Origin of the sequence: Cryobacterium sp. M96 (genome assembly GCF_002929845.1) — a bacterium.
Lineage (GTDB): Bacteria > Actinomycetota > Actinomycetes > Actinomycetales > Microbacteriaceae > Cryobacterium > Cryobacterium sandaracinum.
On record NZ_PJJS01000033.1, the window covers coordinates 1 to 15,192 of the forward strand.

Here is a 15,192-nt window from a genome sequence, read left to right on the forward strand (position 1 = left end):
GTCGGCTCGGCGTCGGCTCGGCGTCGGCTCGGCGGCGGCGGCAGCGGCGCGGCACCGGCACCGAGCATAATCGCCTCGGAACACTCCAATCCGCGGACCTTCAGCGCCCACGGTCATTGGGCACACTCATCTGGCCGGGGAGGGGTCAGTTGGTGAGGGACTAATTGAGGATGAAGAACTGGTCCGCGATCTCGACCCGGGAACCACGCGGCACCAGATAGCGCCGGCCGGGTTCGCAGCGCACCGCCACCGCATCCGGGCGACGGATGATGGTGCCATTGCCCGAGTACCGGTCACTGACCCAGAACTCGCCATCGTACTGGCCGAACTCGAGGTGGCTCTTCGACACCGAACGGCCGAGGTCGTTGATCTGCACCAGGATGTCGACGCGTTCGGTCGGCTGGGGCAGCGGCCGGCGACCGATCAGGCCGGTGCCGAGGGCCGAGATCGTCTCCCCCGTGCTGAACTGGAGCACGAACAGGGACGCGGTAGGGGCGGGGGCCGGGGCGGGTTCCGGAGCCTGGAGCGGCACTGGGCCGGGAGCATCGACCGGAGCCGACACAACCGGCACCACGACCGGCACCGACACAACCGGCACCACGACCGGCACCGACACAACCGGCACCACGACCGGCACCGACACAACCGGCACCNACACAACCGGCACCACGACCGGCACCGACACAACCGGCACCGAGATCACGGAGCGCCGACGGAGCGGCAGGATGACCGTTGTGTCGCTGGGCCGCGGGTCCGGTCGCTTCCGGGTTAGCGGGGTGGCCGTGCTCGAGCTGCCGCATTCGCCGCAGAACATGGCGCCGACGGGAAGCTGCGCACCGCAGATCAGACAGTTCATGGGCGGGCTCCTCCCGGTGCAGGGCCGCTCCCGCTCGGGGCAGATCGGCGAACGGATGCCCCTCCAGCGTACCGACCCAGCGAACGCAACGACACGAGGGCCCGAAGCCGGTCGGTGCGCCTGCTCCCCGCGTTGAGCGAGCGACGCAGGTCGGTGACCGCGGTCCACACGTCCTCGGCGGCGGCATTGCCCGGCCGTTCCGGGGAGAACACGGCACGGTCAACGGCGACGGCCAGTGTCAGAGGTTCCGCTCCCGGCACCAGCGCGGCCACTTCCGTGCGGGTGGCCCCCACCGGAACATCGATGCCATGGTCCACGGCGGCGTCGGCGAATTCTCGCCAGCCGCCCCGAATCCGGTCGAGCGGTGTGGACCGGGTGCGGCGCAGTTGCCGCCTGCGCGCTTTGGCCAGGGCGATCAGCAGGAGGGGCGAGATCAGTACGCCGAGACCGAGGAGCGTCCAGGCGGCGATGGTCGCCGCGGCGAGCAGGAAGACCAGCAGCGGGTTGAGCGGTTCCGGCGGGTCGTCGCTGGTGCTTTCCGGCGGGGCTGGCTCGCGCAGTTCCACCGGGTCGGGGAGGGCCGGGGGCACAACCGACTGCGGCCGGGAAACAACCGACGGGTCATCGGGGGCCCGAGCCGGGATGTCCCGCACGGCCGGGTTCGGATCGATCGTGGCCCAGCCCTCGGTAGAGGAAACCTCAATCCACGCCGAGATGTCGGAACCGACGACGGGGACCGCCTCGGCCCCGGAGGCGGCCTCGGCGCCGGCGGCCGCCTGCGGCACGAAGCCGATGACGACCCGGGCCGGGAAGCCGAGCCGGCGCGCCATCAGGGCCGCGGCCACGGCGTACTGCTCGGCGTCGCCGAGCATGGGCTGGTCGGTGAACAGCTCGCTGATGCGGTCGGCGCCGTGCCCGGACCGGCTCGCCGGTTCGTCCGGAAGGATGCCGTGGCTGATGTAACCATCCGTTTTCAGGCCGTCGAGCATGGCCTGCAGCTGCACACCGGGCGGGTCGCCGGCTTGCACGTAGCGGGCGAGCGTCTGTTCGACCTCGTCCGGCAGAACAGCGGGCACAGGCAGCACGGCGCTGCCGGGTCGCAGGTCGGCCAGGCTGTCCGGTGACCGCGGGATGACGCCCACGCTCTGGTAACCATCGCCCCGGACCAGCCCGGTGAGCACCGCGGCCGTGCCGCTGTTGTCGTTGTAATAGAAGGAGTCGGAGCGCAGGATCCGGGTGGGGCCGTTGAACGTGATGCGTTCGAGCTGTCCGGCGCCGGGCACCCAGACGCCGGTGTAGCCCTCGACGGTCACCGTGAGGGTGGCCGGGTCGCCGTCGACCAGGGACTGGTCGAGACGGTCCGGCAGCCGGGTGAAGGAGCCGGACGCGCTGCTGACCTGGTCGCTGCCGACCGAGTAGACGATCCCGTCGTAGCTGTCCAGGGTGGCCAAGCGGAGGCGGCCGCCGCTCGGGAGGCCGGTCACCTCCAGGAGCACCGCATCCGCCCGCCCGGCCTGCAGGTAACCGCGGAATTCGCTCAGCGGGCTCGGGTAGGCCCGAGGGTCGAACGGCTGCTGCACCCGAGCGCGCAGCACGTCGCGCGGCACGTCGGCCGGCAGCACGACCGCGGCCCCGGTTCCCGCGGCGATCGCCACCGCCACGATCACGGCTGCGCTGACCAGCCCGCGGGCCGCCGCGAGCCGCCGGTCGGACGACGACGCCGTGCTGCGGCGGGATTGCTGCAGGGCGAGCCGCACGCCGGAACGGCGGCGCATCCAGCGAAACCAGAGCAGCCAGAACAAGAGCACGACAAAGAGGCCGAGACCGGTTCCGATCGGCATGGTCGCGACCGTCGGGCCCAGCACGATGCCGCTGACGAACAGGATGGCGGGGGCCAGTGTGCCGAGCTCGCCGACCGGGGCGCGGAGGGCGACCGACAGCCCGATCACGGTGCTGAGCAGCACCAGAATGAAGGCGGGCACGAGCAGCGCCTGATAGGAACCGACCGGAAGCACGATGGTGACGAGCTGTTTCCAGCTCAGCGCGGTCGCGGCGAGCAGGTCGAGCAGGCCGTCCGGGGTGGGCAGGATGCCGCGCACCGCCCGACCAGGAACGGCCAGTGGCACCCCGGCGAGTAGGTAGACCCCCACGGTGGAAAGCGCCACCAGCCAGGTGCCCCAGCGGAACAGCGCCCCCAGTATGGCGACGACGGTACCCAGCCCGAAGGTGACGCCGACCAGCACGATGAACTCGCGGCTCTGATAGACCGGCCAGAGCGAGGCGCTCGCGATCAGGGTCGCCAGGAGCAGCCCGACGGTGTTGCCGACGATGAAGCGCCAGTCCAGACGGATGCCGCGGACCGCCATCCCGCCTCGGCGCGCGCCGCCCCTCCTCACCCACCGCGCGCTCATGCCGCCTTCGTTCGGGCGAGACTGTGCTGCAGGTCGTCGAGGTAGCCGATGGTGAGCACGCTCAACTCGGCCACGCGGCGGAGGCTGGGGACGGTCTCCGGGGCGCAGATCACGGCGACCACGTCGACGCCGGCCGGAAAACGGCTGGCGGCCGTGCGCACCTGCGTGAGGGTGGTGGCCGACCCGCACACCAGGAAGGCCACCGAGATGCCGGCCACGGTGTCCGCTGCGGCCCTGGCCAGCTCGCTGACCGGCAGGGCGGCCAAGGAGCGTTCCACGCCGCTGAGATCGTCGAGCAGCCGGGTGCGGGTGAGGGTGCTCAGCGGACGGAGTCCCGGCATCCGTCGTCGGCTGGAGTCCGGCGGCACCGCACTGGCGACAACGGAGACCGTGCGCGCGTCGCGGATGGCCCGCACCCCCAGGCTGCCGGCGACGCTGACGGCCATCTCGAATTCGTCCTCGCCGGCATAATCGGACTGCGCCAGGCTGAGAGCGACCATGAGGTGGCTGCGGCGGGATTCCTCGAACTGGCGCACCATGTAGCGGCCGGTCTTCGCGGTGCTCTTCCAGTGGATGGTGCGCCGCTCATCCCCGGGCACGTATTCGCGCAGCGCGTGGAACGAGACGTCGCTGTTGGTCAGGTCACGGGTGGGATTGCCCTCAAGGTCGCGGATGAAGCCCGTGCTCATGCTCGGGATCGAGACCGTGCGCGGGTGCACGAACAGCGAGACCTGTTCGGCCCAGACGATCTCCCGGCGCAGTAGCCCGATCGGGTCGGCGCGCGCCGTCCGCACCGGACCGATCGGCATCACGCCGCGTCTGCGGGTCGGCACGATGAAGACGTCCGAAAAGTCCTCACCGCGGGCGAGGCTCGGCATCGAGAATTCGGCCAGCCCGGAGCCGACCCGCACCTCGACGCCCACGCCCGGCAGTCTCCGGCGGGTCGGGTTCCGCACGCTCACCTGGCCGGGCACCCGCTCCCCCACGACCACCCGATCCACGGGCAGGTGCAGGTTGATCTCGAACGCGTTCCGACCGATCAGGAAACAGGATGCCGCCACCAGGAGCACGAGCCCGGCCCAGCCGATCACGATCAGCTCGGTCCAGCCCAGCGCATAGCCGAACAGGAACGAGACCCCCACGACCGCCAGGACGGCCCAGCCGAGCGGGGTGACCACGGACAAGACCGCACGCAGGGCGCCAGCGACACGAGCACCGCATTCCCACCCGAACCGGACTCCCGCCGCGACGAAGTCGGCCAGCCGGCCGTCACCGGAGACTGCGACCGGCAGAGTAGCGGGCGGCGCGGGCGCGAGCAGCGCAGGCGCGGTAGCTGTGCCTGCGCCCGGACCCGGCACGATCTGCGTCACGCAGCCTGCCTGTCGCTGGGCGGCGGAGTCTCGATCAGCACCCGGGCGATCACACTGGAGGCGGTGACGCCGTCGAATTCGGCTTCGGGGTCGAGCACGAGCCGGTGCCCGAGCACGGCGTGAGCCAGCTCCTTGATGTCATCGGGCACCACGTAATGGCGGCCGTTCGCGGCGGCGAGGGTCTTCGCGGTGCGGATCAGCGCGAGCGCCCCGCGCACGCTGACGCCCAGACGTACCTCGGAGCTCGTGCGGGTGCCGTCGATCAGTCGCGCCACGTAATCGTTGATGGTGGCGTCGACGTAGACGGTGCGGGCCAGGGCGGCGAGTTCGACGACGGTCGCCGCGGACACCACCGGAGGCACGGTCACCTCGTGCGCGCGCTGCCCGGCACCTTCGAGGATGCGAATGGTCGAGGCGTGGTCCGGGTAGCCGATGGAGGCCTTCATGATGAATCGGTCCAACTGCGCCTCGGGTAGCCGGTATGTGCCGGCCTGCTCGATCGGGTTCTGGGTGGCGATCACCATAAACGGGGCCGCCACCGGGTGGGTGACGCCGTCGGCGGTGATCTGACCCTCCTCCATCACCTCGAGCAGCGCGGCCTGGGTCTTCGGGCTGGCCCGGTTGATCTCGTCGGCCAGAACGATGTTGGCGAAGACCGGCCCGCGGTGGAATTCGAACGCCCCGCTGCGCTGGTCGTAGATGCTCACCCCGGTGATGTCGCCCGGCAGCAGGTCGGGGGTGAACTGCACCCGGTTGCTGGTACCGCGCACGCTCTGTGCGATGGCGCGCGCGAGCGAGGTCTTGCCGGTGCCGGGCACATCCTCGAGCAGCAGGTGTCCGCCGCTGAGAAGCGCGGTGAACGACATCCGGATGACGTGGTGCTTGCCCAGCAGCACCTGCTCGACCCCGGTCACCAGTCGGTCGAAAACGTCGGCGAACTGGGCCGCCTGCTCCGCGGTCATCGTCATGGGGTGATCACTTTCGTTGGTTCACGGCGCATAGGTATAGGTCTGATTATTCACGGTCACCGCCAGAAGCACGGCACCGGCCGGCGGGGGCGGCGCGCCGGTGCCGAACCTGCAGGTGTTCGGGGAGTCGGCATCCCGCGGGGTCACCGTGGCGTCGCCGGGCACCGAGCAGCCGTAGGCGGCGGGAAGGCCGTTGTTCTGAGGCCCATTGGTCCAGCTGATGACTCCGGTGGCCGGGTCGTAGGCAAGCCCGGTCACGGTGAAGCTGACGGAGGCCTCGGGCGCGCTCAGCGTGCCCGACCACGGCCCGCACGACCCCCAGTCGGTACAGGCCGAAACCTGATAACGCACGATCTCACCGAACGGGAGACTCAGAAGTTCGCGCGGCCAGCCGGCCCCGCCGAAGACGACCTCGGATCTCGGAACGACCCCGCCGGAGCCGTCGACCGCGCGCAGCCGGTAGTCCCGGATGCCCGCACTCGGGTTGATCCCGTCGACGCGCAGATCCCAAGCATCGCCCCGCGCCGCCATGGTGCTCTGCACATCGGTGACAGGTCCGGGCGCCGGGCGCACGAGAACACTCGCCACCGCCGTCGGGGCGCAGCCGCCCTTGTTGTACCCCCAGACGGCGAAGTAGTAGCGGCCGTTGTCCGCGAGGAGGCTGTCGAACACGGTGCTGGTCGCGTCACCGCCGAGCGCCTTCTGCTGGGCGACGATGCCGCCCTCTGTCGGTGGCTGAAGCTCCCCCGACGCGGACACCGTGCACGCCTGCGCACCCGTCGGAACCTGATCTTCGCGCAGCCGCTGCACGAAGTAGCCGCCGATGAGGGCGCCGCGGCCGTCGAACCCGTCCCACGTCACGGTCACCGCTCCGGCGGCGTCGGCCGCGCTGGCCGTGATCGCGCCGGCGCGGGCCGGGCCGAACGGCGTCGCACTCCCCACCGCGCTGTTCCAACCGGCCAGGGCCGGGTAGGCGTCGTTGCGGGCGCTGACCGTAAAGGGAGTGTTCACGCCGTTGACGAGGCCCATCACGTCGACGGAGCAGGTTCCCGCCGCGCAACTCGATCCGGAAGCGCTGACCTCCTCCTGGACGGCGCCGTTCCGGGTCACCACATAGCCGCGAATCGCCGTCCCGCCGCCCACCGGGGCAACGGTGTTCCAGCGCAGGCGCAGCCCGCCGTCGAGCGGCTCCGCAACCAGGCCGGTCGGCGCGGTCGGCACCGAGTCGGACCAGACCCGATCGGACAGCACGGTCGCCTCGGACAGCCCGATCCCGTTCTGCGCGGCGACCGACACTCGCAGAGCATTGCCCTGGCCGTTGCCGGGCGTCGCGACCTGGCAGGAGGTCGCTGAGCAGAGCGAGTTGGACAGCACGGCCCCCGACGCGGCGTCGAGGAGGGAAATCTGATACCCGGTGATCGCCGAGTTGTTGAAGGCCCCGGCGTTGAACGAGAAGGACAGGCCCCGATCGAAGAAGCCGGTGACGCGCAGGCTGGACACCGGGTCAGGTTTGTCCTGCACCGAGATGCGCACGGTGCCCCAGGCGTAGCGGGCAGGGTCGTTCGTCGCGTCGGCCACCTGGTACTGCAGGGTCAGGTCGGTCGGCGCGGCGTCCGAGGCCACCCGGACCGACAGCCGGCTTCGGTCCGTGCTGGGCGTGATGCTCACCCCGGCCGGAACGGCGCCGCCGTCCAGGCCGCGCACCGCGAGCACGCGCAGCGGCACGGACGGGAAAGGATTGGTGGCGCCGTCGTTCGCGAGCACGTCGACGACGGTCGTGCGACCGCGGGGAGCGACCGCGGCATCCGTCACGGGGATGGCGACGGGTCGCATTGACGCGACCACGCGCAGGTCGACCCGGCCGGCTCGGCCCTCCTGAACGCCGTCGCGCACGCCGATCGTGATCGTGCTCCGCGCGCCCTTCGGGGTAGATTCCGTGGCGCGCAGGGTGAGCGTCTGCCCGTCGAGCGCGTAGCTGAAACCGGTCGGAAGCGGGTCGAGCACGGTGTACGCCAGCTCAGGTTGGTCGTTCGGATACGGGTAACTGGTGAGTCGGGTCAGGTCGATGACCTTCTCCTGGTCGGGCTCGAACTCGAGCACCGCTCCATTGAAACCGGGCGGCTGATTCTCGCGGGGCGTGACCTCGATGGGCAGCACGATGGTCGCCGTGCGCCCATCCGGGTCTTCAGGCCCCGAACCGTCGGTGACCTCAAACGAAATGGACGCCGGCCCGAAGTATTTGTCGGTGCTCGCGAACGCGAGGCTGGTGTCGTTCCGGGCCAGGTCGGCCCCGTCCGAATGCGTCGCCCGCACGAGGCTGCGGTCGGTGAGGCGCACCTTTTTTCCGCCGACCGCGACGACATAGTCGTTGATGTCGATGGAGAGCAGCGCCTCGCTCTGCACGGTCAGCGGCGGGGCACCGCGGCGCACCTGGGGTAGGGCGTCGTCGGTCCCGGGAACCCAGATGAACGCGTAGGACACGATGCTCGCGTCCTCCGGGTGCGTCACCGCGAACGGGATGATCTGGCTGGTCGAGCCCACCGTGACCCGGATGCGCCGGGCCGGCGTCACCTCGGCGATTCCCGAGAAACGCTCGGGCACCGTCAGAGCCAATGCGGTGGCCGGCCCTTCCGCGAAGAAGACGTTGGCCAGCACGTCGACGTCGACGGTCCGGGCCTCGAGCACGTCGGACAGCGGCACGTGAGTGTCGCGTGCATCCGGACGCGAGCGCGGGGCGTCCTCGCGGACCACGACCGTGAGGAAGGTGGAACTCGTTCCGCCCCGCACGTTCTGGATTTCATAGATGAAGCCGTAGCGGCCCGGTGTCACGGGTGAGGTCACGGCCACGGTGTCGCCGTCGACGACGGCGGTGCCCGAGTCGGCCTCGCCGCTCGCCTGGCCGCTCGCCTGGCCGCTCGCCTCCACGCCGGTGATGCTCAGGGTGCCGCCGTCGGGGTCGGAGTCGTTTTCGAGCACCCGCACGGCAATCGTGCTGCCGGGGCGCACCACGACTTCATCCGGAGTGGCGACCGGGTTGCGGGCGCCGTCGAGGCGCGGGCTGATCCCCACCCGCACGGTGCCGACGGCCCGGGCCCCGAGCGCGTCGACCACCGAGTAACTGAACGTGTCCGTGCCGGCCGAGTACTCCCCGGCCGTGTAGTCGAGCGAGTCCACGCCTGTGACCGTGACCGACCCCTTCTCCGGACTGGTCTCCTGGCCGACCAGTTGCACGGAGTCGCCGTCGGTGTCGATGCCGGACAGCGGGATCGGGATGCTCACCGTGTCCCCGGCGAGCACACGGGCCGTCACGGTTTTCGGCACGGGGGCGCTGTTCGAGGTGGGATCGGCTTCCCGCACCGCGATGCTGACCTCGGCGTTCGCGAACTGGCCGTCTGGGGCGTTCACTCGGTAGACGGCGGTGACGTTGCCGGCCGTGTCCGGCGCCAGGAACCGCAGCACCCGGCCCGAGACGAAGAGCAGACCGCCGCCAGCGGGCAGTTCGGTCGCGAGCTCCGGCGCCAGGGTGAGGGTGTCGCCCTCGGGATGCTCGTCATTCGCGAGCACGGGGATGTCGATGGCGTCGCCGACGCGCACGGAGATCGAGTCCGGCACGGCGATCGGGGCCTGCTTTTGGGCCGGCGGCGGGATCTCGATCACGGTCACCGTGCCCGCGGCGTCGGCGAGGCCGTTGCTGACCCGGTAGCCGAACACGGCCGTACCGCCCTCGAGGGGTTTGGTCAGGGTCACGCGCAGGATGCGCTGGTCGAGGATCTCGATTCGAAGCCCGCTGTCGGCGGGGACATCCGTGATGCCCGTCACCAGGAGTACCCCACCGGCCGGATCGGAGTCCGTGGCGAGCACGTCCACGAGGGTGGCCTGCTGGCCGCGGATGAATGCGGTGTGCGGCACGGTGACGGGGGCGCTGCTGGCGTCGGGCGCGGCCGTCACGTTAACGCGGATGCGCCCGGTGGCGGTGAGTTCGCCATCCGTCACCGCGTACTCGATCTCGTGCACCCCCACCACGCTGCTCTGCAACCGGAAGGTGCCGGCGTCGAAGTCCGCAGTGATGTTCACCTCGGGTTTGGCCGGCACGCTGCTCAGGCGCAGCGGCGCCGATCCACCGCGCACATGCTCCAGCGGCGACACGGTCGCCTCGCTGCCGGCGGTCGCAAGCACCACGAACGCCTCGGCGACGATGGGCACCGAGCCGCTCGGCCGCACCATCACCGAGAGCGCGCCGGCCCCGCCGGCACGGCCGTCGGAGACGGTGAGGCCCACCGTTTTCGCGCCCCCGCCCGCGCCGGCATCCGTGTAGACGACGGACCCGGCCGGCGTGAAGCTGACCTGGTCCGGTGCGGGCGCGGTCGCCGCCGCCAGATAGAACGGGTCGCCGTCCGGGTCGACCCAGTCGCCCAGCACCGCCGTGGTCACCCGTCCATTGGCGCGCACCGTGGTGTTCGTCGTGCGGGCCTGCACGGGTGCGGCGTTCTCCTCGGGGGAGCGCACCGCGACCGTGACCGTCGCCGAGGCGCTCCCGCCGCGCCCGTCGTCGATGATGTAGTCGAAGCTCAGTGATCCGGATGCCTCCGGCGTGAGGGTCAGCTGCACCTGCTGAGTGTCCGCCACGAGCTCGAGCCGCCCGGCCGACTCGGGCACGGGGGTGAGCGCCGAGATCACCAGCACGTCGCCGTTGGGGTCGAAGTCGTTGAGCAGTACGGGCAGGGTGACGGTGCGTCCCGGCCGGCCGCCGAAAGCGTCATCGACAGCGACGGGTGGCACCTGGGACTTCTCGAACTCCGGCGGGGTGTCGTCAGCCGCCTGCTCGACCTGCTGCTGATCGGGGTCGGTGTCGATCAGTTCGGCCCAGTTGTCGATCAGTTCGTTGCCCTGCTGCACTGCCCAGGTCGTGCCGTTGCGGGCGTCGTTCAGCACGAGTCCGGTTCCGTTCCGGCGGAAGGCCAGCCGGGCGTCCCCGGCGACGCCGGACAGGGTGGCGGTGGCGCCGTCGCTTCCGGTGCCGCCCTCCGCGCCGGCCGCCGCGCAGTCGCGCCAGACGGTGCCGTCCGACCAGGCGGCATGGGCGCAGTAGGCGTCCTGTACGGGCGCGGCGGCGTCCCCGCTCCGGCCGGTGACGAGCGGAGTCAGGCGTCCGCCGGCACGGGGCACCGCAATGAGCCCCTCACGGTGGGCGATGAGAACGCGGTCGCCCGTCACGCTCGGCTCCGACAGGACGGGCTCATCCCCGGAACGGATGCTCCCGGACAGGTCTTCAACCCCCTCCGCCTGGAACAGTCGCCGGCTCGAGGCGTTGAGCAGCGCCCACCGGCCGTCGACGCTGGTCAGCTGGTAGCGGTCATCCTTTTCGCCGGCCGTGAGCGTGACCGTACTGGTAATGGTGTCCGCGGTGAGCAGGTCGACCTGGGAGAGTTCCCCCGTCGCCGGCGTGAAGGCGAACAGCACGCCGGCCTCGTCGAGGCTGACCACGGAGCCGGCACCGAAGGCCAGCGTCGGCTCGGTGGTGCTGTCGAACTCGGACAGCTGGCTCGCGGCCACGCTCCAGACGTCGCCGTTCGCGGTGACCACCGCCCGGTCGCCGGCCAAGAAGACCGAAGCAGCGTCCGGCGGCAGGGCCACGCTGTCGGCCACCTCCGCGGTCGCGGGGTCGAGGATGTCGAGGGCGCTGTTGCCACGGTCCAGCACCAGCACGGTGGCGCCCCGTTGCACCACGTCGAGGCTGGTGCTTCCGGCGCTGACCACCGTGTTCAGTTCGAAGACGGCCGTATTCGCTCGCCCGACGACCTGGCGCGCCTCGTTACTCACCCAGACGGCCGCGTCTCCGAGGTCGAGGCGCTGCGCGGTGTATCCACCGGAGGCGATGGCCACGGTGGCAATGACGGCCACGACCACGGTGCCGCTGAGCGCGGTGGCGAAGAGCGAGCGGTGGCGGGCGAGCCAGCGACGGATCACCCGGCGCCGCCGGACGCGCCCGGAAGGCCGGTGTCGACGCATTTTTCCCCGCTCGGAGCGCCGAGCTTGCCGTCCCGGTTGACCGTGACGGTCACACAGACCCGAGATTGTCCCTGCGGGTCGACCCGGAATTCCGTTCCCCGCTGGATGCTGCTCTGACCGCTGCGCAGGGTCACCACGAAGGTGTCGCCGTCCCGGACCCCGGGGTCGGCCCAGCTGAACACGATGGTTCCAGAGCGGAGCGCGCCATCCACATCACTGACCAGAGGGATGTCGGTGCCGGCCTGGGTCACCAGCACGGTCGCCGCCGTGGTCGCGAGTCCCACGATGATCACCGCCGCAGACACGAGTCCCCATACCGTAAGCGTGCGCCTCCGCTTCTTGGGCCGGGTGGTCACAGTGTCCCCCTGCGGGCCGGTGGTCAGCTGCCCTGTACTCAGCAGTGCCGAGGTCGCCGAGCGCGCGCCGAGGCCGGTTGGCGACGCCTTCCGGCGGCGGCGGCCGGCGTAGGCGTCGACTGAGTTGATGCCCGTGATCCGGGTCCGGTCCTCCTGGTCGGCGGGGGCAGCGACGGCCCAGCCGTCCTGCTCCACCTCGAGGGGCGTCTGCGCGAGACCGAGTTCGGCCTCCACCGATTGAAGCTCTCGGATGAGTTCCAGCACGCTCGGCTGCCGCAGTTCCGGCCGCCGCGACATCGAGCGATTCAGGATGGCGCCGAGCCGGGCCGGCACGTCGGCGCGGTCGAGCGGCGGCACGCGGGCCTTGTTGATGCGGGCCATCATCTGGGCCGAACCGTTCTCGGTACCGGCCACTTCGAACGGGGACATACCGGCCAGGAGCGAGTAGAGGGTGGCGCCGAGCGACCACACCTCCGAGGCGACCGACCCGGAGATCTCGCCGAGCAGCACCTCAGGGGCCGACCACGGAATGGAGAGCCCGATGGCGTCGCTCCTCTCGGCCTCGCCGAGGGTGGCAGCGATCCCGAAGTCCGACAGCACCGGGTGCCCATACGCGGTGACCAGGATGTTGGACGGCTTCAGGTCCCGGTGGAGCACCCCGGACCGGTGCGCGGTCTCGACAGCGCTCGCTATCTTCACACCGATCCGCAGGGTATCCGGCACCGAGAGCGGTTCAAAGCGGTAGCGCTGGCTGAGGGTCGAGGAGCAGTACTCCATGACGAGATACGGTCGTCCGTCCGCGGAGACACTCGCCTGGAAAACCGTGAGAATCGACGGATGCGAGCTCAGCTGGGCCATCAGGTTGGCCTCGGCCTGGAATAGCTGGCGCACGTGATCGTTGACGATCTCGGACAGGAGTACCTTGACCGCGACCTGGCGCCTGGGCATGTTCTGCTCGTAGAGGAACACGTCGGCGAAACCGCCGGATCCGAGCGGACGGAGATAGGAGAATCCCGGCAGGTTCGGCGGCGTGGAGGGTAAGCGCCGTACCATGTCGCCTCCCGGTGTCATCATCAGTGCGGGTCGTGCGTGAGTAGGCGCATATCGACCGGGTGACTCGACAGGCGCTCCCTAATTTTAGGTGTCTCGCTGCCGGACGGGCGGTAGAAAGCTACCCCAACTCTGGGGGTACGACATCGCCGACGGTGATCACGTCGAGCACGATCACCGTGACGTTGTCGCGGCCACCGTTGTCGAGCGCGGCTTCCAAGAGAGCCCTGGCCGCGTCATCCGCCCGCGGGTTGGAGATCAAGAAATGACGGATGCCGTACGCCGTCAGCTCCTTGGTCAGGCCGTCGGAGCAGATCAGGAGCCGCATCCCGGCCTGCAGGGGGCGGATGCGATAGTCGGGCACGGGCGGTTCGTGGAAGCCCACGGCGCGGGTGACGATGTTGCCGTGCGGGTGCACATCCGCTTCGTCCCTGGTGATCCGGCCCGCGTCCACGAGTTCCTGGACCACGGAGTGGTCGGTGGTGACCTGCTCCAGCACGCCGGAGGTGAGCTGGTACACCCGGGAGTCGCCGATGTTGAACACGATCCACTGCGGCTCGCCGGAGACGACGGCCAGCGCGGCGCCCGTCACGGTCGTTCCGGTGCCAAGGTCGGTCACACCCTCGCCCGAGGCCATGTCGACGACGGAACGGCTGAGCGCGTCGTTGATCGCCTCCGCTTCGACGTGGTCCGTTCCGGCGAGCTCGGCCAGCCGGGTCACGACGGCGGCGCTGGCGACGTCGCCGGCGGAGTGACCGCCCATGCCGTCGGCGACCGCGAAGACGGGAATTTCGGCGACGAGGCTGTCTTCGTTGATCTGGCGGCGGTGCCCGGTGTCGGTGATCGCCGCCCAGGCCAGCGTCACGGTTTTCTGCACCGATGGAAGTACGACGATGGAACCGGTTGAGCCTTGACCAATCTGGGTCACGGTTGTGCCTTCCGAAATTGCCGTGCGATTACTGACCGGGCGTGTTGCCGGCTGCGGGGAGGATCTCGATGATATTACCGTCCCCTAAGTGCACCGTCGTACCGGGCAGCACTGCGAGCGATTGGCCGGAATGGAGCCGTTGCCTGCGCCCGCGTGGCGGAGCCACCACGGTGCCGTTCGTGGAACCGAGGTCGGTGACAACGACAGAGCCGCCCTCCTGTCGTATTTCCACGTGGGTTCCGGAGACGGCGGAGGTGGGCGAGGCAACCTCGATCAGCCGCACCGGCGCGGTGGCACTGATGCGCGGCGCTCGCGGTCGGCGACCGAGCCGGCAGGGAAGGTCCAGCGGGATCTCCTCCCCGTTCGGCAGCCGGAACGCAAAGCGAGCCTCGGCGGCCCGGGCCCGTGCGCCGGCCGCAGGCCCGGGCTGCCCGGGCGCCCGGACGTCGGAGATCAGGGTGTCGGCCCCGGCCGGGCGGGCGAGAACGGTGTCGGCGTCCGCCGCGCGGCCCGCGGCGCCGGAGCGCACGATCGTGGCATCGTCGGCAGGTGAGTCGTCAGTCAGCGCAGCGTCGGCCCGCGCAGCGTCGGCCTGCGCAGCGTCGGCCTGCGCAGCGTCGGCCTGCGCTGCCTCGGATTGGCTGTGCTCTGCCAGCGACCAGAACAGGGTGTTCGCGAACACGGATCCGAGCCCGAATGGTCGGCCGGAGTCGAGGGCGCGCGAGGAGGCCACGGGTCGCCCGGTGGAACCCACCGTGAGACCGGTCACGGCCTGGAAGTCGGCCAGCAGCCAGGGGCGAATGCTGACGTCCGAGAACCGGCGCGACCCACCGACCGAGTACACGTCGACCGCGACTTCGCCGCGAAGGACCACGGAGACGGGGATGCCGTCTCCGTCCGTGGAAGCGCGCTGAATGATCACCGCAAAATGCTCGACGGCGTGCTCGCCACCGAGTGGCAACAGAGCGACGAGCTCTTCGGCTTCGACGTGGGGTGCCGTCACCAGCGCGGCCAGGGTCAGGGTGATGCCCGACGGGGTGCCGGCGGGCAGGGCGGCGATGAAGCCGCGCCCCACGACGAAGGTCCAGGCGGCTTCGGTGCCGCGACCGGTTTCGTATCCGACGCGCCCCACGGGTATGGTGCCTTTCCGTTACGTTGACGATCAATATTCGGACGCCGATTCAGTGGCCGATCAGGTCGGTGGCCGATGTATGACATGGCGTGCGTGATTTGCGCGTAGTCCT

At 70.4% G+C, this 15,192-nt stretch carries 8 protein-coding genes; all 8 read right to left on the reverse strand.

Annotated elements, in window-relative coordinates; all coding sequences use genetic code 11:
* Window positions 1-160: 160 nt before the first annotated feature.
* Window positions 161-856 carry an FHA domain-containing protein gene (locus CXY79_RS15870; protein WP_104099629.1) on the reverse strand — a complete coding sequence of 232 codons (696 nt, stop codon included), beginning with the start codon at window positions 854-856 and terminating at the stop codon, window positions 161-163.
* Complete coding sequence (locus tag CXY79_RS02735; protein ID WP_233191180.1) at window positions 853-3,267, reverse strand: transglutaminase-like domain-containing protein; 2,415 nt, start codon at window positions 3,265-3,267, stop codon at window positions 853-855. The genes CXY79_RS15870 and CXY79_RS02735 overlap by 4 nt, the downstream gene beginning before the upstream one ends.
* A complete protein-coding gene (locus CXY79_RS02740) occupies window positions 3,264-4,637 on the reverse strand; it encodes a DUF58 domain-containing protein (protein WP_233191182.1) in 1,374 nt (457 codons plus the stop codon). The genes CXY79_RS02735 and CXY79_RS02740 overlap by 4 nt, the downstream gene beginning before the upstream one ends.
* Window positions 4,634-5,605 carry a MoxR family ATPase gene (locus tag CXY79_RS02745; protein ID WP_104099631.1) on the reverse strand — a complete coding sequence of 324 codons (972 nt, stop codon included), beginning with the start codon at window positions 5,603-5,605 and terminating at the stop codon, window positions 4,634-4,636. The genes CXY79_RS02740 and CXY79_RS02745 overlap by 4 nt, the downstream gene beginning before the upstream one ends.
* A gap of 21 nt (window positions 5,606-5,626) precedes the next feature.
* A complete protein-coding gene (locus tag CXY79_RS02750; protein ID WP_104099632.1) occupies window positions 5,627-11,572 on the reverse strand; it encodes an Ig-like domain-containing protein in 5,946 nt (1,981 codons plus the stop codon).
* Complete coding sequence (locus CXY79_RS02755) at window positions 11,569-13,023, reverse strand: serine/threonine-protein kinase (protein ID WP_104099633.1); 1,455 nt, start codon at window positions 13,021-13,023, stop codon at window positions 11,569-11,571. Before CXY79_RS02755 ends, CXY79_RS02750 begins: the two co-directional genes overlap by 4 nt.
* A gap of 118 nt (window positions 13,024-13,141) precedes the next feature.
* On the reverse strand, window positions 13,142-13,948 hold the full coding sequence (locus tag CXY79_RS02760) for a PP2C family serine/threonine-protein phosphatase (RefSeq protein WP_104099634.1): 807 nt from the start codon (window positions 13,946-13,948) through the stop codon (window positions 13,142-13,144).
* Between the two features lie 28 nt (window positions 13,949-13,976).
* Entirely contained in the window at window positions 13,977-15,080 is a 1,104-nt protein-coding gene (locus tag CXY79_RS02765) for an FHA domain-containing protein (RefSeq protein WP_146068075.1), read from the reverse strand.
* Window positions 15,081-15,192 lie beyond the last annotated feature (112 nt).